The sequence below is a fragment of the Streptomyces sp. NPDC030021 genome, assembly GCF_055574035.1.
Genome location: NZ_JBVIAH010000006.1, coordinates 188,052 through 210,423 on the forward strand (window position 1 = coordinate 188,052; position 22,372 = coordinate 210,423).

General features: G+C 72.6%; 21 protein-coding genes and 1 tRNA gene. 8 read left to right on the forward strand and 14 right to left on the reverse strand.

Translation table 11 applies throughout. From position 1 onward, the window contains the following. Positions 1 to 71 precede the first annotated feature (71 nt). The 6 genes from ruvA to ACZ4YL_RS14165 all read right to left on the reverse strand — a co-directional run bounded on the left by ruvA (position 72) and on the right by ACZ4YL_RS14165 (position 4,406). On the reverse strand, positions 72 to 704 hold the full coding sequence (ruvA, locus tag ACZ4YL_RS14140; RefSeq protein WP_468116520.1) for a Holliday junction branch migration protein RuvA: 633 nt from the start codon (positions 702 to 704) through the stop codon (positions 72 to 74). Beyond that, positions 701 to 1,231 carry a crossover junction endodeoxyribonuclease RuvC gene (gene ruvC, locus ACZ4YL_RS14145; protein ID WP_468116781.1) on the reverse strand — a complete coding sequence of 177 codons (531 nt, stop codon included), beginning with the start codon at positions 1,229 to 1,231 and terminating at the stop codon, positions 701 to 703. The genes ruvA and ruvC overlap by 4 nt, the downstream gene beginning before the upstream one ends. Before the next feature lie 167 nt (positions 1,232 to 1,398). After that, positions 1,399 to 2,151 carry a YebC/PmpR family DNA-binding transcriptional regulator gene (locus ACZ4YL_RS14150; RefSeq protein ID WP_189740212.1) on the reverse strand — a complete coding sequence of 251 codons (753 nt, stop codon included), beginning with the start codon at positions 2,149 to 2,151 and terminating at the stop codon, positions 1,399 to 1,401. 57 nt (positions 2,152 to 2,208) lie between these two features. After that, positions 2,209 to 2,802, reverse strand: coding sequence for a pyridoxal 5'-phosphate synthase glutaminase subunit PdxT (pdxT, locus tag ACZ4YL_RS14155; protein ID WP_351162737.1), 594 nt, complete (start codon positions 2,800 to 2,802; stop codon positions 2,209 to 2,211). A 6-nt stretch (positions 2,803 to 2,808) separates the two neighbouring features. Then, a complete protein-coding gene (pdxS, locus tag ACZ4YL_RS14160) occupies positions 2,809 to 3,726 on the reverse strand; it encodes a pyridoxal 5'-phosphate synthase lyase subunit PdxS (RefSeq protein ID WP_030010552.1) in 918 nt (305 codons plus the stop codon). Positions 3,727 to 3,863: 137 nt separating this feature from the next. Further along, complete coding sequence (locus tag ACZ4YL_RS14165; RefSeq protein ID WP_030010553.1) at positions 3,864 to 4,406, reverse strand: LemA family protein; 543 nt, start codon at positions 4,404 to 4,406, stop codon at positions 3,864 to 3,866. A gap of 151 nt (positions 4,407 to 4,557) precedes the next feature. Between ACZ4YL_RS14165 and ACZ4YL_RS14170 the strand changes: the two genes are divergently transcribed. Beyond that, positions 4,558 to 5,121 carry a hypothetical protein gene (locus ACZ4YL_RS14170; RefSeq protein ID WP_468116523.1) on the forward strand — a complete coding sequence of 188 codons (564 nt, stop codon included), beginning with the start codon at positions 4,558 to 4,560 and terminating at the stop codon, positions 5,119 to 5,121. A gap of 4 nt (positions 5,122 to 5,125) precedes the next feature. On the opposite strand, the gene ACZ4YL_RS14175 is transcribed toward ACZ4YL_RS14170, so the two are convergent. From ACZ4YL_RS14175 to pgsA, 3 genes are read right to left on the reverse strand one after another with little or no spacing between them, the layout of a single operon-like run. After that, positions 5,126 to 6,298: a glycosyltransferase family 4 protein gene (locus tag ACZ4YL_RS14175; RefSeq protein ID WP_468116525.1), complete on the reverse strand. Its 1,173-nt coding sequence runs from the start codon at positions 6,296 to 6,298 to the stop codon at positions 5,126 to 5,128. After that, the gene (locus tag ACZ4YL_RS14180; protein WP_468116527.1) at positions 6,298 to 7,200 is read right to left on the reverse strand and encodes a phosphatidylinositol mannoside acyltransferase; all 903 of its coding nucleotides are present in this window, start codon (positions 7,198 to 7,200) and stop codon (positions 6,298 to 6,300) included. The genes ACZ4YL_RS14175 and ACZ4YL_RS14180 overlap by 1 nt, the downstream gene beginning before the upstream one ends. Then, positions 7,200 to 7,865, reverse strand: coding sequence for a phosphatidylinositol phosphate synthase (gene pgsA / locus ACZ4YL_RS14185; protein ID WP_327386380.1), 666 nt, complete (start codon positions 7,863 to 7,865; stop codon positions 7,200 to 7,202). Before pgsA ends, ACZ4YL_RS14180 begins: the two co-directional genes overlap by 1 nt. Before the next feature lie 312 nt (positions 7,866 to 8,177). Here pgsA and ACZ4YL_RS14190 point away from each other — a divergent pair, with 312 nt between their 5' ends. From ACZ4YL_RS14190 to ACZ4YL_RS14200, 3 genes are all read left to right on the forward strand, one after another. Next, positions 8,178 to 10,373 (forward strand): elongation factor G-like protein EF-G2, encoded by a 2,196-nt coding sequence (locus ACZ4YL_RS14190; RefSeq protein WP_468116782.1) that lies wholly within the window; start codon positions 8,178 to 8,180, stop codon positions 10,371 to 10,373. A gap of 141 nt (positions 10,374 to 10,514) precedes the next feature. Further along, positions 10,515 to 12,182 (forward strand): hypothetical protein, encoded by a 1,668-nt coding sequence (locus ACZ4YL_RS14195; RefSeq protein ID WP_468116529.1) that lies wholly within the window; start codon positions 10,515 to 10,517, stop codon positions 12,180 to 12,182. Positions 12,183 to 12,259: 77 nt separating this feature from the next. Continuing rightward, a complete protein-coding gene (locus ACZ4YL_RS14200; RefSeq protein WP_468116531.1) occupies positions 12,260 to 12,667 on the forward strand; it encodes a DnaJ family domain-containing protein in 408 nt (135 codons plus the stop codon). A 43-nt stretch (positions 12,668 to 12,710) separates the two neighbouring features. On the opposite strand, the gene ACZ4YL_RS14205 is transcribed toward ACZ4YL_RS14200, so the two are convergent. Continuing rightward, positions 12,711 to 13,271: an HIT family protein gene (locus ACZ4YL_RS14205; RefSeq protein ID WP_030010101.1), complete on the reverse strand. Its 561-nt coding sequence runs from the start codon at positions 13,269 to 13,271 to the stop codon at positions 12,711 to 12,713. A gap of 88 nt (positions 13,272 to 13,359) precedes the next feature. Next, positions 13,360 to 15,336, reverse strand: a complete 1,977-nt coding sequence (gene thrS, locus ACZ4YL_RS14210) for a threonine--tRNA ligase (protein ID WP_030387175.1) — start codon at positions 15,334 to 15,336, stop codon at positions 13,360 to 13,362. Between the two features lie 405 nt (positions 15,337 to 15,741). Here thrS and ACZ4YL_RS14215 point away from each other — a divergent pair, with 405 nt between their 5' ends. After that, complete coding sequence (locus tag ACZ4YL_RS14215; protein WP_468116533.1) at positions 15,742 to 16,248, forward strand: GNAT family N-acetyltransferase; 507 nt, start codon at positions 15,742 to 15,744, stop codon at positions 16,246 to 16,248. A 10-nt stretch (positions 16,249 to 16,258) separates the two neighbouring features. Further along, positions 16,259 to 16,762, forward strand: coding sequence for a DUF4232 domain-containing protein (locus ACZ4YL_RS14220; RefSeq protein WP_468116535.1), 504 nt, complete (start codon positions 16,259 to 16,261; stop codon positions 16,760 to 16,762). A 228-nt stretch (positions 16,763 to 16,990) separates the two neighbouring features. Here the strand turns inward: ACZ4YL_RS14220 and ACZ4YL_RS14225 are convergent, their stop codons facing one another. Both ACZ4YL_RS14225 and ACZ4YL_RS14230 read right to left on the reverse strand, forming a co-directional pair. Further along, entirely contained in the window at positions 16,991 to 18,196 is a 1,206-nt protein-coding gene (locus tag ACZ4YL_RS14225) for a hypothetical protein (protein ID WP_468116536.1), read from the reverse strand. Further along, on the reverse strand, positions 18,196 to 18,774 hold the full coding sequence (locus tag ACZ4YL_RS14230; RefSeq protein ID WP_389116813.1) for a DUF4365 domain-containing protein: 579 nt from the start codon (positions 18,772 to 18,774) through the stop codon (positions 18,196 to 18,198). Before ACZ4YL_RS14230 ends, ACZ4YL_RS14225 begins: the two co-directional genes overlap by 1 nt. Positions 18,775 to 18,977: 203 nt before the next feature. Between ACZ4YL_RS14230 and ACZ4YL_RS14235 the strand changes: the two genes are divergently transcribed. Continuing rightward, on the forward strand, positions 18,978 to 19,703 hold the full coding sequence (locus tag ACZ4YL_RS14235) for a 3'-5' exonuclease (protein ID WP_328964038.1): 726 nt from the start codon (positions 18,978 to 18,980) through the stop codon (positions 19,701 to 19,703). A gap of 76 nt (positions 19,704 to 19,779) precedes the next feature. On the opposite strand, the gene ACZ4YL_RS14240 is transcribed toward ACZ4YL_RS14235, so the two are convergent. Continuing rightward, positions 19,780 to 19,851 (reverse strand) — tRNA-Val (locus ACZ4YL_RS14240). Between the two features lie 151 nt (positions 19,852 to 20,002). Here ACZ4YL_RS14240 and ACZ4YL_RS14245 point away from each other — a divergent pair. Further along, positions 20,003 to 22,351 carry an SCO7613 C-terminal domain-containing membrane protein gene (locus ACZ4YL_RS14245; RefSeq protein ID WP_468116538.1) on the forward strand — a complete coding sequence of 783 codons (2,349 nt, stop codon included), beginning with the start codon at positions 20,003 to 20,005 and terminating at the stop codon, positions 22,349 to 22,351. Positions 22,352 to 22,372: the final 21 nt, after the last annotated feature.

Consider the following 22,372-nt stretch of genomic DNA (forward strand, 5'->3'; position numbering starts at 1 on the left):
TTCGCCGCTTCCCGGGCGCTGCCCGGACCCGCTCCTCAATCGCCGGAGGGGCTGCGAGTGGCGGAGGGCGGCTAGCGGGCCCGGTTCAGGGACTGGAGGGCGGCTCGCAGGAGCTGCGGAACCGGGGCCGAACCGCCGGCGGCGATGGCGGCCTCGGCCTGCGGGGTGACGGCCGCGACCGCGTCCTCCGCGTCGCGCGAGGCGTAGCCGAGGCCGATCAGGGCGGCGGAGAGCTGCTCGGTCCAGGGGGCGGGCCCGGAGGCCGCGGCGCGCTGGGCGCCCACGAGGCCGCTGCTGCCCAGCGGAGCCCCCAGCTTGCCCTTCAGTTCGAGGAGTAGTTTCTGGGCGCCCTTCTTGCCGATGCCCGGCACAGCCACCAGCGCCTTCTCGTCGCCGGTGGAGACGGCCAGGCGCAGGGCGTCGGGGCTGTGCACGCCGAGCATCGCCTGGGCGAGCCTCGGCCCGACCCCGCTGGCGGTCTGCAGGATCTCGAAGACCTGGCGCTCGTCGTCGTCGGCGAAGCCGTACAGGGTCAGCGAGTCCTCGCGTACGACCAGGGAGGTGGCCAGCCGGGCCTGCTCCCCCATCCGCAGGCCGGAGATGGTGGTGGGCGTGCACTGCACGGCCATGCCCACTCCCCCGACCTCGATCACGGCAAGGGTGGGGGCGAGTGCGGCGACCGGGCCGCTGACGAAGGCGATCATCGGGTACGGCCTTTCGAGGCGTGCAGGGCGACCGCCTGCTGGAGGCGGTTCTGGGCGGGGGCTCGCCAGATGTGGCAGATGGCGAGGGCGAGGGCGTCGGCGGCGTCCGCCGGCTTGGGTGGCGCGTCCAGCCTCAGCAGCCGGGTGACCATGACGCCGACCTGGGCCTTGTCGGCCCGGCCGCTGCCGGTGACGGCGGCCTTGACCTCGCTGGGGGTGTGCAGGGCTACCGGTATGCCGCGGCGGGCGGCGCACAGCATCGCGACGGCGCTCGCCTGGGCGGTGCCCATCACTGTGCTGACGTTGTGCTGGCTGAACACCCGCTCCACGGCGACGACTTCGGGCCGGTGCGTGTCGAGCCATTCCTCGATGCCCTGCTCGATGGCGACGAGCCGGTGGCCCAACTCGGCGTCCGCGGGCGTCCGTACGACCCCCACGCCGATCATGGTCAGCGGCCGTCCGGCCACGCCCTCGACGACGCCGACACCGCACCGCGTCAGCCCGGGGTCAACACCCAGTACTCGCACCACCGCCACCTCCTTCTTCGCGCAGGTGTGCAGGCTACCGGCCGCCTGTGACAGTGCACCGACAGCAGGGACCGACCCGCCGGGCGGAGGGACGCGCCGGAAGTGGCGGGGACGGAAACGACGGTGGGCCGACGGGGTGTCCCCGTCGGCCCACCGTTGACGTCCGGTCAGGCGTCGACCTTCTCCATGACCTCGTCCGAGACGTCGAAGTTGGCGAAGACGTTCTGCACGTCGTCGCTGTCCTCCAGCGCGTCGATCAGCTTGAAGATCTTGCGCGCGCCCTCTTCGTCCAGCTCGACCTGCATGGTCGGCAGGAAGTTGGAGTCGGCCGAGTCGTAGTCGATGCCGGCCGCCTGGAGCGCGGTACGGACCGCGACCATGTCGGTGGCCTCGCTGATGATCTCGAAGCTGTCGCCGAGGTCGTTGACCTCTTCGGCACCCGCGTCGAGCACCGTCTCCAGGACGTCGTCCTCGGAGAGCTCACCCTTGGGCAGCAGGACGACGCCCTTGCGGTTGAACAAGTACGAGACCGAGCCCGGGTCGGCCATCGAACCGCCGTTGCGGGTCATGGCGACACGCACGTCGGACGCGGCACGGTTGCGGTTGTCGGTGAGGCACTCGATGAGCACCGCGACACCGTTCGGACCGTAGCCTTCGTACATGATCGTCTCGTAGTCGGCGCCGCCGGCCTCAAGACCACCGCCGCGCTTGACCGCGGAGTCGATGTTCTTGTTCGGGACCGAGCTCTTCTTGGCCTTCTGGATGGCGTCGAAGAGCGTCGGGTTGCCATCGATGTCGGCGCCGCCCATACGGGCCGCGACCTCGATGTTCTTGATCAGCTTCGCGAAGAGCTTGCCGCGCTTGGCGTCAACCACGGCCTTCTTGTGCTTCGTCGTAGCCCATTTAGAGTGGCCGGACATCTGCCTGTCTCCTTCGCGTCACCAACAATGTTCGCCTCAGATCCTACCGGGACGCCGTTACAGCCCCGCGCGCACCATGTCGACGAAGTACGCGTGAACGCGGTCGTCTCCGGTCAGCTCGGGGTGGAACGAGGTCGCCAGGACGTTGCCCTGGCGCACGGCGACCGTGTGGCCGTCGTACGTGGCGAGCACCTCGGCGGAGGCACCGACGGACTCGACCCAGGGGGCGCGGATGAAGACGCCCTCGACCGGGCCGCCCGCTATGCCCGCAAAGTCGATCTTCGCTTCGAAGGACTCGTTCTGGCGGCCGAACGCGTTGCGGCGGACGATCATGTCGATGCCGCCCAGGGTCTCCTGGTCCTCACGGCCGTCCAGGAGCTTGTCCGCCAGCATGATCATGCCGGCGCAGGTGCCGTACACGGGCATGCCGGCGGCCACGCGCTCGCGCAGCGGCTCCAGCATGCCGAACAGCACGGCGAGCTTCGACATGGTGGTGGACTCGCCGCCGGGGATCACCAGGGCGTCGACCTCGGCGAGCTCCTCGGGACGCCTGATCGGCCTGGCCACGGCGTCCGCCGCGGCCAGGGCGATCAGGTGTTCCCGGACGTCGCCCTGGAGTGCCAGGACACCGATCACGGGGGTGTTCGTCATGACCGATTACCAGCCGCGGTTGGCGTAGCGCTCGGACTCGGGGAGGGTGTCGCAGTTGATGCCGACCATGGCCTCGCCCAGGTTGCGGGAGGCGTCCGCGATGATCTTCGGGTCGTCGTAGAAGGTGGTGGCCTTCACGATGGCGGCGGCGCGCTTGGCCGGGTCGCCCGACTTGAAGATGCCGGAGCCGACGAAGACGCCCTCGGCGCCGAGCTGGCGCATGAGCGCGGCGTCGGCCGGGGTGGCGACGCCACCGGCGGAGAACAGCACGACCGGGAGCTTGCCGAGCTCGGCAACTTCCTTGACGAGCTCGTACGGGGCGCGCAGCTCCTTGGCGGCGGCGAACAGCTCGTTGTTGTCGTAGCCGCGCAGGCGGGCGATCTCGTTCTTGATCTGGCGCAGGTGGCGGACGGCCTCGACCACGTTGCCGGTGCCGGCCTCGCCCTTCGAGCGGATCATGGCCGCGCCCTCGGCGATGCGGCGCAGGGCCTCGCCCAGGTTGGTGGCACCACAGACGAAGGGGGTGGTGAACGCCCACTTGTCGGAGTGGTTGACCTCGTCGGCCGGGGTCAGGACCTCGGACTCGTCGATGTAGTCGACGCCGAGGGACTGCAGGACCTGGGCCTCGACGAAGTGGCCGATGCGGGACTTGGCCATGACCGGGATCGAGACGGCCTCGATGATCTCTTCGATCATGTTCGGGTCGGACATGCGTGCGACGCCGCCGTCCTTGCGGATGTCGGCCGGGACCCGCTCCAGGGCCATGACGGCCACGGCGCCGGCGTCCTCGGCGATCTTCGCCTGCTCGGCGTTGACCACGTCCATGATCACGCCGCCCTTCAGCTGCTCGGCCATGCCGCGCTTGACACGCGAGGTGCCGATCGCCGACTCGGCGGACTGGGGGGAGGTGGGAAGCGTGCTCACGGATTGACCTCACTCGAAAGGAAGACGGGGTACTGCTCTTACTACTCGGCTGAGCAAACCCCAGGGGATCAGTCCACTACAAGGGCCAATGTGGAGCCTGTGGCTCCTTGATTTGTCCCTCGCGGCCCTTGGAAGCCCTAAGTCGGCCGATCCGCAAGATCCACCGGAGGCTCGTCGTCCATTTCGAAGGCGAGCGGGAACGGCGCGTGCCCCGCCAGTCTGAACCAGCGGACCTTGCGATGCCTGCGCAGCGCGCGGGCGGCCCGTACCGAGTCGTTGAGGAAGCGCCGCGCCATCGGTACCCGGCGGACGGCCGCCGCCAGTTCCTCGGTGGCCTCCGCCCCGCCGGGGGCCGCCTTGAGCACGTCGACCTGGTCGGCATCGGCGAAGACCGCCCGCAGCGCCTGGCTCAGCTCGCTCTCGGCCACCTCACGGTGGTCCTCCTCGGCCTGCCGGGCGGCGTGCGCGGCCTCGTAGAGCACCAGCGAGGAGGCGGGGTCGAGCACCCCGGAGGTGGCCACCTCCAGCACGACGGAGGCCCGGCGCACGAGCTGCGCGTCGAGCGCGGCCCGCGCGGCGTCCATCCGCGAGTGCAGCCGGTCGAGCCGACCGGCGGTCCAGCTGAGGTAGACCCCGATGACTCCGAGAGCCAGGGCGATCCAGACAAGGGTTTCGATCACGCTGCGCGACCCTACCGCTCCACGCGCCCCCGGCCCCCATCGGCCCTGGCCCGGGCCGCTCCCGGACCCGTAGGGTTCATGATCCATAGCTATTGGGGGGACACGACCTATGAGATCGCGCCGCAGAACGTCGGCACTGACACTTCTGGCGATGGCCGCCGCCCTTGTGGCCGGCGCCTTGGTGGCGGGCGTCCTGGCCGCTTGCCTCTGGGGCGGTTCGGACGGCGGTCTCGTCGTCCTTGGCAAGGTGCGCGGCCACTTCGTCACGATGGGCTGGGTGACGCTGGTCGCCCTGATCGGGGCGGTCCTGCTGGGAGCACGGAAACCGGCGACGCGCCTCGCCGTCGGCCTTCCGTTGGTCGTGATCGGCGTCCCGGTCCTGAGCATCGCCACCTTGTTGGCCATGCTGACGGGCGGGGACGCACGGACGCGGGACCTGGCGTCCCCCGGCCGGGACGACCGACGACTGGTCATCGAACAGGGGCTGGCCGGGATCGACCCGGTGTGGACGGTGTACGTCCACCAGGGCAGCGGGCTCCTGGAGCGCCGCTGGACCGTCGGCTCCTTCAACGGCGACGCGCCCCACTACGCACTGCGCGAGACCGTGTGGACGGCCCCCGACCGGATCCGCATGACCACCGGGGGCGGGGAGGTCCACGAAGTGACCGTCGCCCCCGGCGGGCGGCCCGACCGGACTGTCTCCGCCGGGTGGTGAACCCTCAGGACGAGGTGGTGTCCTTCGAGAAGCCCAGGCGGGTGCGGAGCGGGACGCGTTCGTCCGCGGCCACCGCCGCCGCGCCGTCCGTCACCGTTTCGTAGACGGCCAGGATGTCCGCCCCGACCGTGGACCAGTCGAAGCGGCGGACGTGCGCCGAGCCGCGGGTGCTGAGCTCGGCCCGGCGCTCCGGGTCCCGCAGCAGGGTGATCGCCGCCGTCGCCAGCGCGTCGGCGTTCTCGTTCGCGAAGAGGTCGCCCGCCCCGCCCTGGTCCAGGACCTGCGCGAAGGCGTCCAGGTCCGACGCGAGCACGGCCGCGCCCGCCGACAGGGCCTCCACCAGGATGATGCCGAAGCTCTCGCCGCCGGTGTTCGGGGCGACGTACACGTCCACGCTGCGCAGCAGCCGCGCCTTGTCCTCGTCCGAGACCATGCCGAGGAACTCGACGCGGGAGCGGAGGTCCGCCGGGAGGGAGGCCACCGCCTCCTCCTCGTCACCGCGGCCCGCCACCAGCAGGCGTACGTCCGGGCAGGCCTCCGCGATCTTCGGGAAGGCCGCCATCAGCACCGGCAGGCCCTTGCGGGGCTCGTCGATCCGGCCGATGAAGCCCAGGGTCTGCCCCGACCAGTCGGGGTTGGCCTCGGCCTTGGCGAAGAAGTCCACGTCGACGCCGTTGGGAATGACGACCGCGTCGCCGCCCAGGTGCTCCACCAGCGTGCGGCGCGCGTACTCGCTCACCGCGATCCGCGCGTTGATCTTCTCCAGGGCCGGCTGCAGGATCGGGTACGCCGCGATCATCGCCCGGGACCGGGGGTTCGAGGTGTGGAAGGTCGCCACGATCGGCCCCTGCGCCGCCCAGCAGGACAGCAGCCCCAGCGAGGGCGAGGCCGGCTCGTGGATGTGGATCACGTCGAAGGTGCCGTCGTGGAGCCAGCGCCGGACCCGGGCCGCCGACAGGAAGCCGAAGTTCAGCCGGGCCACCGAGCCGTTGTACGGAACCGGCACCGCCCGCCCGGCCGAGACCACGTACGGCGGCAGCGGGGTCTCGTCGTCCGCCGGGGCGAGCACCGACACCTCGTGGCCGAGGCGGATCAGGTGCTCCGCCAGGTCCCGGATGTGGAACTGGACGCCACCGGGCACGTCCCACGAGTACGGGCACACGATGCCGATCTTCACTACGGGCGCTCCTCCAGGTCGTCCAGCCACAGCCGCTGCAGCATGTGCCAGTCCTCCGGGTGCTCGGCGATGCCCCACGCGAAGGTGTCCGCCACCGCCTGGGTCATGTGGGTGGTCTTCTCGGTCCGGGTCCCGGTCTTCGGCACCTTCACCTCGGGGTGGATCCGGCCGTACAGCTTCGGCGTGTCGCCGTAGTGCAGGGTCGCCGGGAGCAGCACCGCGCCGGTCTGCTGGGCCAGCAGCGCCGGTCCGGCCGGCATGCGCGCCGTGGCGCCGAAGAAGTCCACCTCGACCCCGGAGGCCGACAGGTCCCGGTCCGCGACCAGGCAGACCATGCCGCCGGAGCGCAGCCGCCGGGCGAGGGTGCCGAAGGCGGCGCCGCCGCTGTGCGGCAGGACTTCCATGCCCAGGCTCTCCCGGTAGGCCACGAAACGGTCGTAGAGGGTCTCGGGCTTCAGCCGCTCGGCGACCGTGGTGAAGGGCGCCTTCATGTGGCCGATGGCCCAGGCCCCGGCGAGGTCCCAGTTGGCGAGGTGCGGCAGGGCCACGATCACGCCGCGCCCGGAGTCGAGGGCCTCGCGCAGCAGGTGCTCGTCCGTGAACTGGACGTCGGTGCTGAAGCGCTCCGGGTCCATGGTCGGCAGCCGGAAGGACTCCATCCAGTACCGCATGTACGAGCGCATGCCCGCCTGCGACAGCTCGCGCAGCCGCTCCGGACCGGCGTCCGGCACCACCCGGGCCAGGTTCGACTCCAGCCGCAGCACGCTCTTGCCGCGCCGCTTCCACGCGAAGTCGGCGATGCGCCGGCCCAGGGCCACGGCGGCCGGTTCGGGCAGCTTCTTGACTCCGGCCCAGCCGAGTCCGTACAGCGAGTCGACCAGCTTGTCCTGTAGGGCGCCCATCAGGCCGCGCCGCCCTCGGCGGCCGCCGCCGCGGCGTCGGCCTCGGCCGACTCGCGGCGTACGGTGACCACCCGCTGGATCAGGGTGACGAGCGAGCCCACCGCCACGATCCACAGCGCGATCGGCAGCAGCACACCGATCCAGGACGGCACACCGAAGGTCTGCAGCCCGGACAGGCCGGCCGCGACCAGCGAGATCACCAGTCGCTCGGCCCGCTCGATGAGCCCGTTGACGGCCACCGGAAGTCCGATCGACTCGCCGCGCGCCTTGGTGTACGAGACCACCTGGCCGCTGGCCAGGCAGAAGATCGCCACCGCGCACAGCGCGTTGTCGTTCCCGTTGCCCGCGTACCAGAGCGCGAGGCCGCCGAAGATCGCCGCGTCCGCCACCCGGTCGAGGGTGGAGTCGAGGAAGGCTCCCCATCTGCTGGAGATACCGGCCTGGCGGGCCATGTTCCCGTCCACCAGGTCGGAGAAGACGAAGAGGGTGATGGTGATCGTGCCCCAGAAGAACTCGCCGCGGGGGAAGAACCACAGCGCTCCGGCCACCACTCCGGCCGTGCCGATCAGGGTGACCGCGTCCGGGCTCACCCCCCGCCGGAGCAGAAAAGCGGCGAATGGCGTGAGAACACGCGTGAAGAATGCACGCGCGTACTTGTTCAGCATGGCCTTCCCGGAGGGTCGCTGGGCCGCACGGCCACCACGGCCACCGGCTGGCCCATCGTAGCCAGCACGCCACCGCGCGGACGCCGCGCACCCACCGGTTCGTGCCACGTAAGACGTACTTCACGCCGTGGACCGCCTCCGGTGGGCCCCGGGTACGTCCCCGGTACGACGTATGGACGGGATGTGACACCAGTGCAAAGCTCGAAGAATCCCGCATTCCTCCTCCGCGGAGGCGGCCGGGACACCGATCCGGACACCGATCCCCTCACCACCCGCCCCTCCTCACCGTCACCACCGGGAGGCATGAGCATCATGGGAGCCACATCACACCAAGCCGGAGCCGCCGGCAGGGCACTGACGGCCGACCGCCCCTCTTCCATCCGGAATGTCGTGCTGGTCGGCCACAGCGGATCCGGTAAGACCACGCTGGTCGAAGCCCTCGCCCTGACCGCGGGCGCGGTCAACCGGGCCGGCCGGGTCGAGGACGGCGCCACCGTCTCCGACTACGACGAGATCGAGCACCGCAGGCAGCGCTCCGTCCAGCTGTCCCTCGTTCCCGTCGAATGGGGCGGAATCAAGATCAATATCCTGGACACCCCCGGATACGCCGACTTCGTCGGGGAACTCAGGGCCGGTCTGCGCGCCGCGGACGCGGCCCTTTTCGTCGTCTCGGCCTCGGACGGGATCGACGGCGCCACCCGCATGGTCTGGGACGAGTGCGAGGCCGTCGGCATGCCCCGCGCCATCGTCGTGACCCATCTGGAGGCCGCCCGCTCCGACTACACGCAGATGACCGCCGTCTGCGGCGAGATCTTCGGCGCCGACGACCCCGACGCGGTCATCCCCCTCTACCTCCCCCTGCACGGCCCGCCCGGCCCCGACGGGCACGCCCCCGTCACCGGCCTGCTCGGCCTGCTCTCCCGGCGCGTCTACGAGTACGCCTCCGGCGAGCGCGTGGAGCGCGACCCGGACCCGGCCGAGCTCGCCCTCATCACCGACGCCCGCGCCCGGCTCATCGAGGGGATCATCGCCGAGAGCGAGGACGAGAGCCTCATGGACCGCTACCTGGGCGGCGAGGAGATCGACCTCAAGACCCTCGTCGACGACCTGGAGCGGGCGGTGGCGCGGGGCACCTTCCACCCCGTCCTGATGGCCGCCCCCGCCACCGACGGCGCCCGCCAGGGCCTGGGCACCGTGGAACTCCTCGAACTGGTCACCGGCGGCTTCCCCACCCCCCTGGAGCGCTCCGCCGTCGCCGTCACCCGCCCCGACGGTTCCGCCCGCCCGGACGTCACCTGCGATCCCGACGGCTCCCTCGTCGCCGAGGTCGTCAAGACCTCCTCCGACCCCTACGTCGGCCGGGTCTCCCTCGTGCGCGTCTTCTCCGGCACCCTGAAGGCCGAGGAGACCGTCCACGTCAGCGGGCACGGCCTGGCCGACCGCGGGCACGAGGACCACGATATCGACGAGCGGGTCGGCGCCCTCTCCTCCCCCTTCGGCAAACAGCAGCGCGTCCTCACCCGGTGCATCGCGGGCGACCTGGCCTGCGTGGCCAAACTCACCCGCGCGGAGACCGGCGACACCCTCTCCGCCAAGGACGACCCGCTCCTGATGGCGCCGTGGACCATGCCCGACCCCCTGCTCCCCCTCGCCATCGAGGCCCACAGCAAGGCCGACGAGGACAAGCTGTCCCAGGGCCTGGCCCGGCTCGTCGCCGAGGACCCGACCATGCGGCTGGAGCAGAACCCGCACACCCACCAGGTCGTCCTGTGGTGCCTCGGCGAGGCCCACCAGGACGTCGCCCTGGAGCGGCTGCGCACCCGCTACGGCGTCCAGGTCGACCCCGTCCCGCACAAGGTGAGCCTGCGCGAGACCTTCGGCGCCAAGGCCGCCGGGCGCGGCCGGCACGTCAAACAGTCCGGCGGCCACGGCCAGTTCGCCATCTGCGAGATCGAGGTGGAGCCGCTCCCGCCCGGCAGCGGCATCGAGTTCGTCGACAAGGTCGTCGGAGGCTCCGTGCCCCGCCAGTTCATCCCGTCCGTGGAGAAGGGCGTACGCACCCAGGCCGCCCGCGGGGTCGCCGCCGGCTACCCGCTGGTCGACGTGCGCATCACCCTCCTCGACGGCAAGGCGCACTCGGTGGACTCCTCCGACGCCGCCTTCCAGACGGCCGGCGCCCTCGCCCTGCGCGAAGCCGCCGCCGAGGCCCGGATCGACCTCCTCGAACCGGTCGCCGAGCTCGCCGTCGTCGTCCCCGACGAATACGTGGGCCCGGTCATGAGCGACCTCGCCGGCCGCCGCGGCCGCGTCGTCGGCACCGACCAGGCCGCGCCGGGGCGCACCCGGGTCCGCGCCGAGATCCCGGAGATCGAGATCGGCCGCTACGCCGTCGAGCTGCGCTCCGTCTCGCACGGCACCGGCCGCTTCGCGCGGGCGTACGCACGCCACGAACCGATGCCGCCGCAGATCGCGGAAAAGGTGCGGGAACAGACCGAGAAGGGAAGCTGATTGATGTAGCACCGGGTCGGCCGCCCACCCAACCAGCTTGCGGTGGGCGGCATTTCCCTGTCCCATGACCATGGGGTGAGATCCGCCGATAGGCTCGTCGGCGCATCAAAAGAGCACGAACGCACAGCGATGGGGGCAGCGGTGGCGGACGACGGATTCGACTTCAGGCCCGGAGCACAGGTTCCGCTGCAGGGAGGCGGCGGTCAGACGGCGGCGACCAACGCCCTCGCCTCCGCCGCGTACCGGGACGGCGGCAAGGACAGCAAGCTGGAGAAGATACTCACCGCCAACGGCGAGAACCACCCGGCGACGGTCAAACCACCGAAGATCTCCCTCTTCGAGCCCAGCCTCGGCGAGGCCTTCTGCCGGGCCGTGGAGGCCCGCACCCTCGGTCCGGGCCGCAAGCCCCTCATCCAGTCCTTCGGCGCCGATCCGCAGACGGTGGTGGAGCACTGCCTGGCCGCCTCGCACATCCGCAAGGAGCGCGACCGCAGGCTCCGGCTGATCATGCTGGTCTGCGGTGTGCTGTTCCTGCCCGGCCTGCTGCTGTGGCTGGGGCTCTTCCAGCTCCGCAAGAGCCTGAGCGCCAAGGAGGGCAAGCACAGCTCCTGGATCGGCACCGCGGTCCTGGTCGGCATCGGCGCCGTGGCGGCCCTCCTGATGTTCAAGCTGCCGCTGACCGGCTTCCTCGGCCTCTACGCCCGCGGCATGATCATCGCCCCGGCCCTGGGCTGGCTGCTCGCCCGCCGCACCTGCGAGGCCACCGCCCGGGACCTGCGCGCCCGCTGGGACGGGCTGCTGTCGGGCGGCGGGGTCGGCGCCAAGATCCCCGAGGCCGTGCCCGGCAACCCCGACGAGAAGGCGCGCGAGGACCTGCGCCACCAGCTCGCCAAGCTGACCGCCGAGGACCGCAGCAACCAGGTCTTCTACGCGGGCCCGAAGGGGATCCTGGGCATGGGCACCCGGTGGGGCAGCTGGCAGATGGCCGAGGAGCTGACCCCCAAGAGCGAGGGCATGGAGATCCACCCCTTCCGCAGCTGGGACGTCATACGCGGGATCGACGCCCAGCTCCGCAAGCTGGAGCGGGGGCCCCTGCACACCGGCGGCTTCCCGCCCGCCGCGATCCAGCACTGGATCGTCACCCCGATCGGTGAGGGCGCCGCCGAGGTGGCCCGCCCCACCGGTGAGAACGTGGACGCCTTCCTCATCAAGCCGCACGAGATCACCCGGATCTGCAACGAGCAGCAGTTCAGTGCCGGCAACCGGCACTACCTGGGCATCCAGTACCCACTCTGGGACGGCCAGCTGGTCATCAACATGCTGGTCACGGTCACCGTGCTCTACAAGACGCTGCGCGTGGACGTCACCGCGCACGCCCTGGGCCCCGTGCACGGGCTGTTCACCAGCAAGTCCGCGGCCCCGACCGTGGAGGTGCCCAAGAGCATCCGCTTCTGGGAGACCGTGGAGCGCCCGCTGCCGCTGGTGGACGCGCAGGAGGTGGTACGCCTCGCCGTGCGGGCCCCGCTGACCTGGTACCCGCCGATCCTGGAGTTCTTCGGCGGCAAGCTGGTCCTGCCCGAGCCCTTCGGCCTGCGCCACGTCTGGGCGAGCTCGATGTGGCGGCACCGGTTCATGGCGGACGACGCCCTGCGTACGGTGGCGCCGGTCCTGCGGTCGATCCACGCGGCGACCTTCAAGGTGCTGGAGGAGAACGGCGTCGACACCGACCGCTTCACCAACCGTTCCTCGATCATGAGCGGGCTCATCCAGGAGCCGTCCCCGCGCAAGGCCGACGTCTACGACGCGTGACGCGCAGGCACGCCCGGCGACGCCCGGCGACGCGCAGGGACGCGTGGGTAGGCTGGAACGACGGCCGAGGAGGGACTATGACCGAGCGCAAACCACCGGGTGTCGGCGTCGAGTCCTGGGTGGACCGGCAGATCCGGGAGGCCACCGAGCGGGGCGAGTTCGAGAATCTGCCGGGCTGGGGGAAACCGCTGGCCTCGCTGGACGCGCCCTACGACGAGCTGTGGTGGATCAGGGGCAAGATGCACCGCGAGGGCTTCGCCGTCCTGCCGCCGGCGCTCGCGCTGCGCAAGGAGGCCGAGGAGGCCGTGGAGAAGGTCCGTGCGGCCCGCTCCGAACGCCAGGTACGGGACGTCCTCACGGAGATCAACAAGAAGATCGCCGCGGCCCTGCGCATGCCCCCGCCGGGCCCGCCCCTGGGCCTGACGGAGTTCGACGTGGAGGCCGAGGTGGAAACGTGGCGCCGGGGCCGCTCTGGCCGGACCTGACCAGGCCTGCGGCCCGGATCAGGCAAGATCCGGAAGAGACGGCCTAGTCGACGGGCCAGGCGTCGGCGAGCATCTGGCGGGTGTCCGCCAGGAGTTGGGGCAGCACCTTGGTGTGGCCCACGACCGGCATGAAGTTCGTGTCCCCGCCCCAGCGGGGCACGATGTGCTGGTGCAGGTGCGCGGCGATGCCGGCGCCGGCCGCCGCGCCCTGGTTCATGCCGATGTTGAACCCGTGCGCGCCCGAGGCCTTGCGCAGCGCGACCATCGCCCGCTTGGTGAGGTCGGCGAGCTCGGCCGTCTCCGGCCCGTCCAGCTCGGTGTAGTCGGCGACGTGCCGGTACGGGACGACCATCAGGTGGCCGCCGTTGTACGGGTAGAGGTTCAGCACCGCGTACACGTGCCGGCCCCGCGCGACGACCAGGCCGTCCTGGTCGGACATGTCCGGAATCCCGCAGAAGGGACAGCCGTCTCCGGCCTCCGGGCCGGTCGGCTTGTTCTCCCCCTGGATGTAGGCCATCCGGTGGGGCGTCCACAGTCGCTGGAAGGCGTCCTGCGTGCCCACACCGATCTGCTGCTCCGGCTGAGTCGTCATGGCGGCAAGCATATGACCTTGGCCTGGCGTACGAGGAAGGCCCCCGGAAAGTGATCACTTTCCGGGGGCCTCCGGGTGCTCCGGGTGCCGGATCGGACGATCAGACCTGGACGCGGTCCGCGACGACCTTGGCCAGCTTGGCCAGCGCCTCGTCCTTGGCGATGCCGTTCTCCTGCGAACCGTCGCGGTAGCGGAAGGAGACGGTGCCCGCGGCCATGTCCTCGTCACCGACGATGATCATGAACGGGACCTTGAGCTTCTGGTGGTTGCGGATCTTCTTCTGCATGCGGTCCGAGGAGGCGTCCACCTCGACCCGCAGGCCCTGCTTCTTCGCCGCCGCGGCGAACTCCTGCAGGTACTCGACGTGCCCGTCACCGATCGGGATGCCGACCGCCTGGACCGGGGCCAGCCACGGCGGCATGGCGCCCGCGTAGTGCTCCAGCAGCACGGCGAAGAACCGCTCGATCGAACCGAACAGCGCGCGGTGGATCATGACCGGCCGCTGGCGGGAGCCGTCGGGGGCGGTGTACTCCAGGTTGAACCGCTCCGGCAGGTTGAAGTCGAGCTGCACGGTCGACATCTGCCAGGTGCGGCCGATGGCGTCCTTGCACTGCACCGAGATCTTCGGACCGTAGAAGGCGGCGCCGCCCGGGTCCGGGACCAGCGGGAGACCCTGCTTCTCGGCGACCTGCGCGAGGACGGCGGTCGCCTCCTCCCAGGCCTCGTCCGAGCCGACGAACTTCTCCGGGTCCTTGGTGGACAGCTCCAGGTAGAAGTCGGTCAGGCCGTAGTCGCGCAGCAGGTTGAGCACGAAGGTGAGGGTCGTGTCGAGCTCCTCCGCCATCTGCTCGCGGGTGCAGTAGATGTGCGCGTCGTCCTGGGTGAAGCCGCGGGCGCGGGTCAGGCCGTGGACGACACCCGACTTCTCGTACCGGTACACGGTGCCGAACTCGAACAGGCGCAGCGGCAGTTCGCGGTAGGAGCGGCCGCGCGCGTCGAAGATCAGGTTGTGCATCGGGCAGTTCATGGGCTTGAGGTAGTAGTCGGTACCACCGTCGAGCTGCATGGGGGGGTACATGCCCTCCGCGTACCAGTCCAGGTGGCCGCTCTTCTCGAAGAGGGCGCCCTTGGTGGCGTGCGGGGAGTAGACGAACTCGTAGCCCTCCTCCTCGTGCCGCTTGCGCGAGTAGTCCTCCATCACCCGGCGGATGATGCCGCCGCGCGGGTGGAAGACGGCGAGGCCGGAGCCGATCTCGTCCGGGATGGAGAAGAGGTCGAGCTCGTTGCCGAGCTTGCGGTGGTCGCGCTTCTCGGCCTCGGCGAGGAAGTCGAGGTGGGCCTTCAGCTCTTCCTTCGACGGCCACGCGGTGCCGTAGATGCGCTGGAGCATCGGGTTCTTCTCGCTGCCGCGCCAGTAGGCGGCCGCGTTGCGCATGAGCTTGAACGCCGGGATGTTCCGGGTGGTGGGCAGGTGGGGACCGCGGCAGAGGTCCTTCCAGCACAGGTCGCCGGTCTTCGCGTCCAGGTTGTCGTAGATGGTCAGCTCGCCGCCGCCCACCTCGACGTTCGCGCCGTCGTCGGTCGACGCGGAGCCCTTGATGCCGATGAGCTCCAGCTTGTACGGCTCGTCGGCGAGCTCCTCGCGGGCCGCCTCGTCGGTGACCACGCGGCGGGAGAACCGCTGGCCGCGCTTCTGGATCTCCTGCATCTTCTTCTCGATGGCCTTCAGGTCCTCCGGGGTGAAGGGCCGGGCCACGTCGAAGTCGTAGTAGAAGCCGTTCTGGACCGGCGGGCCGATGCCCAGCTTGGCCTCGGGGAAGAGCTCCTGCACGGCCTGGGCCATGACGTGCGCGGTCGAGTGGCGCAGGATGTTCAGGCCGTCCTCGGAGGAGATCTCCACCGGCTCGACGGTCTCGCCGTCCTTCACCTCGTACGCGAGGTCCTTGAGCTCGCCCGCGATGCGCGCGGCGACGATGGTGCGCTCGCCGGCGAAGAGCTCCGCCGCCGTAGTGCCCGTGGCCACCACGCGCTCGTCCCGCTCGGAATCGCGTTGGATGATCACACGGACGTCTGACACCGGTCTCTCCTGACTCAGGGGGTGCGCGGGCGAACGCCGCGCGCCTGAATCGTACCGAGCGGAGTGGCTGCGCCGCTAAACGGTTACCGCCCGGGCCTGCTCAGCGGGTCCCCCGCACGCCGGAGCCGACGCGGGCGGGCCCGGGGGCCGGGCCCCCGGGGCGTCTCCTCGGCCCCGTGGGGCGCTGCCCCACCGCGAAGCGGAGCCGTGGCTCCGGCCGGGCCGGCGCAGGCGGGCCCGTGGGGCGGGGGCCCGCCGGGGCGTCTCCTCGGCTCGCGAACCGTTCGCCGGACCGGCCCGTGCCCCGGCGGTGGGTTCGCTCGGCCTGCGGGGACGCCCCGGTGTGCCCCCGCCCCACCCGAAATTCCGGGCCTGTGGGCGCGAGCCGCGGGTAGCGTGGCCCGCATGCCGCAGATACGTCCGCTGGACCTGACCGACGATGCCGCCGCGACGGCCGTACACCGGATCGGGCGGGCCGCCTACGCGGTGGAGGCGGAGCTGATCGGCTTCGACGGCATACCGGCGCTCGGCGAGAGCCTCGCCGAGATGAGGGCCCGGCCTCTGAACTGGATCGGCGCGGTCTCGGGGGACGGCTCGCTCGACGGCTTCCTCGCCTGGGAGGAAGAGGGCGAGGGGATCTCCATCGACCGGCTGTGCGTGGAACCCGGGCAGTTCCGGCGGGGCGTCGCCTCCCTGCTGCTGCGCCACGTCCTGACCGAGCTGTTCCCGGGCCGCCTGGTCGAGGTCACCACGGGCGCGGCGAACGCCCCCGCGGTGACCCTCTACGAACGTCTCGGCTTCACCCGCGGCCCTGACTTCTCCCCCGTGCCGGGGCTGACCATGGCCTCCTTCGGCCGGGCCGCCGGAGGCACCCCGTGCGATGGTGGAAGGGGATCTTCCGACCTGGCATGAGGTGACACCCATGAGAGTGACCAGGAAGACGGCTGCCCTGGGCGCCGCGACGGCCCTGCTTGCGGGCGGACTGCTCGCCGGCACCCCCGCCACGGCGGCGGCGCCGGCCGCGGCGTGTACCGGGGACCAGCTATCCGCCACCGGTGCGGAGCGGCCCGACACCACGCACGTGCGGTTCACGGTGGTCAACAACGGCCCGGCCTGTCAGCTGCGGGGCTTCCCGACGGTCGCTCTCGCGGGCCAGGGTTCTCCGGATCAGAACAAGCCGCTGCGCGTCGTCCCCCGGGGGCAGGCCCGGCCCGTGCTGCTGTCCCAGGGCGCGAGTGCCTCGACGGTACTGACCTTCACCCCGGTCCTCGGCGAGGCGGACGGCTACTGCGCCTCCGGCGCCGATCCGACCGTCGCCCCCTCGCTCGTGGTGGGCGTCGCGGGCACCGGTTTCCAGGTGGCCCCCGACGACGGCGGCCAGTTCGCCCTGTGCGGCGACACCGTCCGCGCCACCGCCTTCCGCTGACCCCTCGCACCGCCTTCGCCGGCGCCGCGCCCCTGAACCCGCGGCCCGGGTCCCGCAGCCCGGGTCCCGGAGCGGCGCCTCGCCCCGGAACGCGTCCGGTCGGGATGTCCTGTACCGGGCCGACTTCGCCGCTCCGGGTGCCCAGCCGGTGAAGATCGCCGAGCTGGAGGTGCCCATGGACGGCGCCGACAAGCACCAGCTCTCGCTGGTCGCCTGGAACTGACCGGCCTAGTCGTCGGACGGCAGCGCGTCCTCGGGGTCGAAGGCCGCGTCCAGGGACTTCATCAGCCGGTCCCGCTCGACCTCGTCCATCGGTACCGGCGTCACGTCCGCCGCGTCGGACAGCCGCCGGAAGCCGCCGCGGCGTTGCAGCCGGCCGGTGACCCGGACCGGCAGGCCCACCAGGTGGGCGTGGCCCGCGATGCGGTACGCCTCCTCGTCGAGGGCGGCCCGGACGTACGGGACCTCCGCTCCGGCCAGCACCCGCAGCCGTACGGTCCCTCCGCCCCCGGCGGCCTTGCGCCGCATCCGCACCACGGCCCCGGCGAGCCGGACCGGTACGGCGGGTTCCGCGCGGGTGTAACGGGCGGCGGCCTCGCGCAGCACGGGCAGGTCCCCCGGGGAGAACTCCACCGGTTCGGGGCGGGCCGCGCAGCCCGCCGGGACCCCGGCGGCCGGCGCCCACGCCAGGGCGATCCGGGCGCCCTCCGAGCCCCGGACCAGGGCGATGAGCGCCTCGGCGAGTTCCCGGCTGACCCCAGCGGCCACCGCCGCGTCGAAGGCCTCCATGCCGCCGGTGGCCCGCTGGTAGTCCGCCGCCTCGCGGGCCGCGTGCAGGGCGTGGTGCAGCCGGGTCACGGGTCCCCGGCCGCCGTCCACGGGGACGTACGCGGTCAGCCGGCGCCCGCCCGGGGAGGGCCCCACCAGGACCCCGTCCAGGGTGCGCTCGGCCTGCGCCTGGTGGCGGGCCCCGTAATACCCGGCCCGGGCCCGGTCCGCGAGGGCCCCCGCGATCAGGAGCCGGCGGGCGGCCGAGCGCAGCTGTTCCTGCACGGGCCAGGAGGCCTCGCCCTGGTACCCGTAGGGCCCCTCCGGGATCTCCCGCTCCCAGCGGATCTCGTCGCTGGGCACGCTCAGCCCGAGGAGCACCTCGCGCGCCGAGGGGAGTCCGCCGTGCGCGAGGGCGGTGAGCGCCTCCTCCAGCAGGTCCGCGCAGTCGGGGAAGGCGCGGCTCTCCGGGACGAGCAGGCTGGTGCCCGAGCGGCCGGGCGGGGTCCAGCGGCCGTACCGGCCTGCCGCGCCGCCGCGCCGCAGCCATCCGTGCCGGTGCAGCAGCGCTCCCAGCACCTGCGGGTCGACCTGCGCGGGATCGGGACCTCCGGGGGTGTACCGCGGGGACGGGAGCGGTTCGAGGTGCGGTGAGTGCAGGTTCATCAGGGTGTCCCTCCCGACCCGACCCGGGTCATGATCTCGCACAGCGCACGGTCGTCGAAGATCCGCGTGGTCGGGATCCGTACGGTGGTGCGGCGCCGGCCGGTCACGGGGTGTCCGGCGAGGTTGGTCCAGTAGCAGCAGTGCCTCAGGTCGAGCCGGTCGTGTCCGGCGGCGAGCCACTGCTCGCGCTCCCTCGGTACGAGCATCACGACGAGGATCTTGTGGACGGCGACGGGCGTCCGGGCCAGCTTCACCAGGTGCTCGTTGTCGAGGGTGAAGGCGAACGTGGCCCCGGCCGGCCGGGGCGGTATCTGGTAGGTCGCCTTGAGCTGCACCTTGATGGTGACCTCGTCGTCGACGACGTGTTCGGGCGCTCCGTGGGAGACGTGCCAGTCGATGCCGTTGTCCGGGAAGGGCTGGGAGAGCGAGCACCCGGCGGCGGCCGCGACGGCGTGCAGGTATCCCACCTGGAGGGTCTCCATGCAGGCGGTGGTGGCGAGCGTGCCGCGCAGGGCGCCGGTCCGCGGACCTGTCCCCTCGTGCAGCACCCCGCCCGGTTCGGGCTGTGTGAGCGCCATGGCCGGCTCCCCCATGCCTTGCGGGCTCTGCCGCGAGCGGTGCTGGGTGACGACCGGTCATACGTACGGTCCCCCAAGGAAGTTGTCTCCGCACCCGACTGCCCGCAAACGGCGTACGGGGCAAACAGCCCGGGTATCACCGATGCGGCGGGGGTCGTGTGTTCAGGAAGCTCCACCCGCCGCTCGGGGACGAGGAGTTCGCCATGACACGCTGGTACGAGGGCCCGCTGGCCGCATTCGACACGGAGACCACCGGGGTGGACGTCGAGCAGGACCGGATCGTGTCCGCCGCGCTCATCGTCCAGGAGTGTGCGGGCGGCCGGGTCCGCACCACGCGCTGGCTGGTCAATCCCGGTGTTCCGGTGCCCCCGGGCGCTACGGAAGTGCACGGGCTGACCGACGAGCACCTGCAGCGTCACGGGCGCTGGCCCGCGCCGGTGGTGGAGGAGATAGCCCGGGCGCTCGGGGAACAGCAGGTGGCGGGCCGGCCGGTGGTGGTGATGAACGCGCCGTTCGATCTGACGCTGCTGGACCGGGAGTTGCGCCGGCACCGGGCGTCGTCGCTGTCGCGGTACCTGGACAACCGGCCGCTGACGGTGCTGGACCCGCGGGTGCTGGACAAGCACCTGGACCGGTACCGCAAGGGCCGCCGGACGCTGACGGACCTGTGCGCGCACTACGGGATCGAGCTGGAGGGCGCGCACGACGCGGCGGCGGACGCGATGGCCTCGCTGGAACTGGTCCGGGCGGTGGGGCGGCGGTTCGCGGCCCGGCTGGAGCGGCTGACGCCGGCCGAGCTGCACACGCTGCAGGCGGTGTGGCACGCGGCGCAGGCGCGAGGCCTGCAGGCGTGGTTCGCGCGTCAGGGGACGCCGGAGCCGGTGGATCCGCACTGGCCGCTGCGGCCGGACCTGTCGACGGCGGCGTAGGGCGGAGGCACAGGACGGGGGCGGTGCCCGAACATGCGGAAGGCCGGTCCGTCAGTGACGGACCGGCCTGTCCCGGTGGGCGATACTGGGATCGAACCAGTGACCCCTTCGGTGTGAACGAAGTGCTCTCCCGCTGAGCTAATCGCCCGGGAACGGAGTGAACAATACAGAAGGCTCGGGGCTGGTTCAAACCGCTTCTCCCGGGCGGGCCCCCGGGCCGCACGTCAGGTACCTACTCAGGGCGCATCTGAGTACGCACGCCCATGTCCTGACTGCGTGACCGCCGCCACACTCCGGATATGAACACGCCTCTGCCGCCCGCCGAAGAGCTGGCGCTCATCGACCGCGAGCTGGCCCAACTCGATGCCCGGCGGCTGTATTTGCTGGGCCGCCGGGACTGGCTGCTGCGTCTGCTGCTCCAGCCCGGGTCCGGTCCCGCTCCCGTCCGCTGGGGGTCCGCGGTGTCCGCCGGGCCCGCCGGGTCCGCCGGGTCCGCGAAGGAGGCCTCCGCCCCGAGCGCGCAGAACGTGCTGCTCACCCTGGGCGCGGTGCTGCTGGCGGTCGCCGCGCTCGCGTTCACGCTGGTCAGCTGGGGGTCCATGGGGATCGCCGGGCGCTCGGCGGTGCTCGCCGCGGTGACGGCGGCGGCGCTGGGCGCGCCCGTGCTCCTGCTGCGCCGCGGGCTGCGGTCGACGGCGGAGTCGGTCGCGGCGGTCGGCCTGCTGCTGACGGTGCTCGACGCGTACGCGCTGTACGCGGTCGGCATGCCGGACACGAACGGCACCGGTTACGCGGCGGGGGCGGCAGCCGTGCTGGCGGCGGCGTGGGCCGGCTACGGCTCGGGGCTGCGGAAGCTGCGGAGCCCGCTGCCGGCCGCGGTGCTGGCGGCGCAGTTCGCGCTGCCGCTGGCGGCGCTGGCCGCGCGGCCGGGCCCGCAGGCGCTCGGCTGGGCGCTGCTCGCGACGGCGGCGCTGGACGCGGCGCTCGCCCTGCGGGTCAGGGCGGCGGCGATCCCGGCGGCCGTGACGGGCGCGGGCGCGCTGCTGATCGGGGTGGCCCAGTCGTGGTCGGCCGGGTCGGCGGCGCAGGCCGTGGCCCCGGCGGCGCTGCTGCTGGCGGGCGCGGCCCTCGGCGTGGCGGCGGCCTGGCGGGAGCCGCGCGCCTCGGCCGCGGCGCTGGTGGGCGCCCTGGCGGCGGTGGCCGGCCTGGGCGGGGTGGCCCGGCCGGACCTGGACCCGGCGTGGACGGTGCTGGTGCACCTGCTGCTGGCGCTGCCGCTGCTGGCGGCGGTACGGGTCTCCGCGCTCCCGGCGGCGGTCCGACGCGGGTCGGCCCGGGCCGGGGCCGCGGTGGCGTCCCTGGCGGCGCTGTCGGCGGGTGCCGTGGTGGCCACGGCCCTGGTGGCCCGGTTCCGGGTGCTGGGTGAGGTGTGGGCGGCGACGGCCCCGGACCTGGACCCGTACGGGTCGGGGGCCGCGGCCGCGGCGACCCTGCTGATCGCGGCCGGGGCGGCCCGGTGGCTCGCACGGGCGCTGTCCCGGCCGGAGCCGTTGGTGGTGGCGGTGGCCCTGGCCTGGGCAGGGCTGTTCGCGGCCCCGGTGCTGCTCGGGTTCCCGGTGGCGGCGGTGTTCGCGGCGCAGCTCGCGGTGACGGGCGCGGCGGGCGTGCTCGCCCTGCGCTCCCCGGCGCGCGGGGCCCGGATCGCGGCCGCCGTGTGCGCGCTGACGGGGGCCGCGAACGTGTCCCTGGGCGCGCTGGACGGCCGGACGGCGACGTTCGCAGTCTGGGGGCTGCTGGGCGCGGGCTGCGCGGCGGCAGCGGCCTACGGGGCGGCTTCGCGCCCGCTCCGGTCGGGGGCGGCCGTGTGCGCCGTCGGGTACGCCACGGGCCTCCTGGTGGCGGCGGGAGCGGTGTCGGACCTGGCGGTGGTCTGGTGGGCGCTGCCGGTGCTGGCGGTCCCGGCGCTGGCAGCCGCCCTCGGGCCGCGGCTGGGCGGGGTCCGGCTTCCCGTCGAGATCGCGGCGGGCGTGGCGGGCGTACTGGCGGTGGGCCTGTCGGCCGGGCGGGCCGGAACCCTGGCGCTGGTCCTGGCGCTGGCCGGGGTGGTCTGCGCGGGCGCCGCGGTGCGGCCGGACCGGCGGGTGCTGGGCTGGGCGGCGGGGGCGCTGTTCGCGGCGGCGACCTGGGTGCGGCTGGCGGAGGCCGGGGTGAGCGCGCCGGAGGCCTACACGCTGCCGGTGACGGTGCCCGCCCTCGTGGTGGGACTGCTGCGGCGGCGCCGGGACCCGCAGGCCTCGTCCTGGACGGCGTACGGCCCGGGCCTGGCGGCGACGCTGGTGCCGAGCCTGCTGGCGGCCTGGGGGGACCCTGGCTGGATGCGCCCGCTGCTGCTGGGGGCGGCCGCGCTGGTGGTGACCCTGCTGGGCGCCCGGGGGCGGCTCCAGGCTCCGCTCCTGCTCGGCGGGGCCGTGCTGGCGGCGGTGGCGGTGCACGAGCTGGCCCCGTACGTGGTGCAGGTCGCGGGTGCGCTCCCGCGCTGGGTGCCGCCGGCCCTGGCGGGCCTGCTGCTGCTGGCGGTGGGGGCGACGTACGAGCGGCGGCTGCGTGACGCCCGCCGGCTGCGGGCCGCGATCGGCCGGCTCCGGTGAAAACGCCTGAGGCCCGGAGAC

Excerpts from the sequence above, each read along its gene's own strand:
- ruvA (WP_468116520.1), bottom strand. The coding sequence starts at position 704 with ATGATCGCCTTCGTCAGCGGCCCGGTCGCCGCACTCGCCCCCACCCTT.
- ACZ4YL_RS14150 (WP_189740212.1), bottom strand. The coding sequence starts at position 2,151 with ATGTCCGGCCACTCTAAATGGGCTACGACGAAGCACAAGAAGGCCGTG.
- pdxT (WP_351162737.1), bottom strand. The coding sequence starts at position 2,802 with ATGACGAACACCCCCGTGATCGGTGTCCTGGCACTCCAGGGCGACGTC.
- ACZ4YL_RS14170 (WP_468116523.1), top strand. The coding sequence starts at position 4,558 with ATGGCCGCCGCCCTTGTGGCCGGCGCCTTGGTGGCGGGCGTCCTGGCC.
- ACZ4YL_RS14180 (WP_468116527.1), bottom strand. The coding sequence starts at position 7,200 with ATGGGCGCCCTACAGGACAAGCTGGTCGACTCGCTGTACGGACTCGGC.
- pgsA (WP_327386380.1), bottom strand. The coding sequence starts at position 7,865 with ATGCTGAACAAGTACGCGCGTGCATTCTTCACGCGTGTTCTCACGCCA.
- ACZ4YL_RS14190 (WP_468116782.1), top strand. The coding sequence starts at position 8,178 with ATGGGAGCCACATCACACCAAGCCGGAGCCGCCGGCAGGGCACTGACG.
- ACZ4YL_RS14200 (WP_468116531.1), top strand. The coding sequence starts at position 12,260 with ATGACCGAGCGCAAACCACCGGGTGTCGGCGTCGAGTCCTGGGTGGAC.
- ACZ4YL_RS14205 (WP_030010101.1), bottom strand. The coding sequence starts at position 13,271 with ATGCTTGCCGCCATGACGACTCAGCCGGAGCAGCAGATCGGTGTGGGC.
- ACZ4YL_RS14215 (WP_468116533.1), top strand. The coding sequence starts at position 15,742 with ATGCCGCAGATACGTCCGCTGGACCTGACCGACGATGCCGCCGCGACG.
- ACZ4YL_RS14220 (WP_468116535.1), top strand. The coding sequence starts at position 16,259 with ATGAGAGTGACCAGGAAGACGGCTGCCCTGGGCGCCGCGACGGCCCTG.
- ACZ4YL_RS14225 (WP_468116536.1), bottom strand. The coding sequence starts at position 18,196 with ATGAACCTGCACTCACCGCACCTCGAACCGCTCCCGTCCCCGCGGTAC.
- ACZ4YL_RS14230 (WP_389116813.1), bottom strand. The coding sequence starts at position 18,774 with ATGGCGCTCACACAGCCCGAACCGGGCGGGGTGCTGCACGAGGGGACA.
- ACZ4YL_RS14235 (WP_328964038.1), top strand. The coding sequence starts at position 18,978 with ATGACACGCTGGTACGAGGGCCCGCTGGCCGCATTCGACACGGAGACC.
- ACZ4YL_RS14245 (WP_468116538.1), top strand. The coding sequence starts at position 20,003 with ATGAACACGCCTCTGCCGCCCGCCGAAGAGCTGGCGCTCATCGACCGC.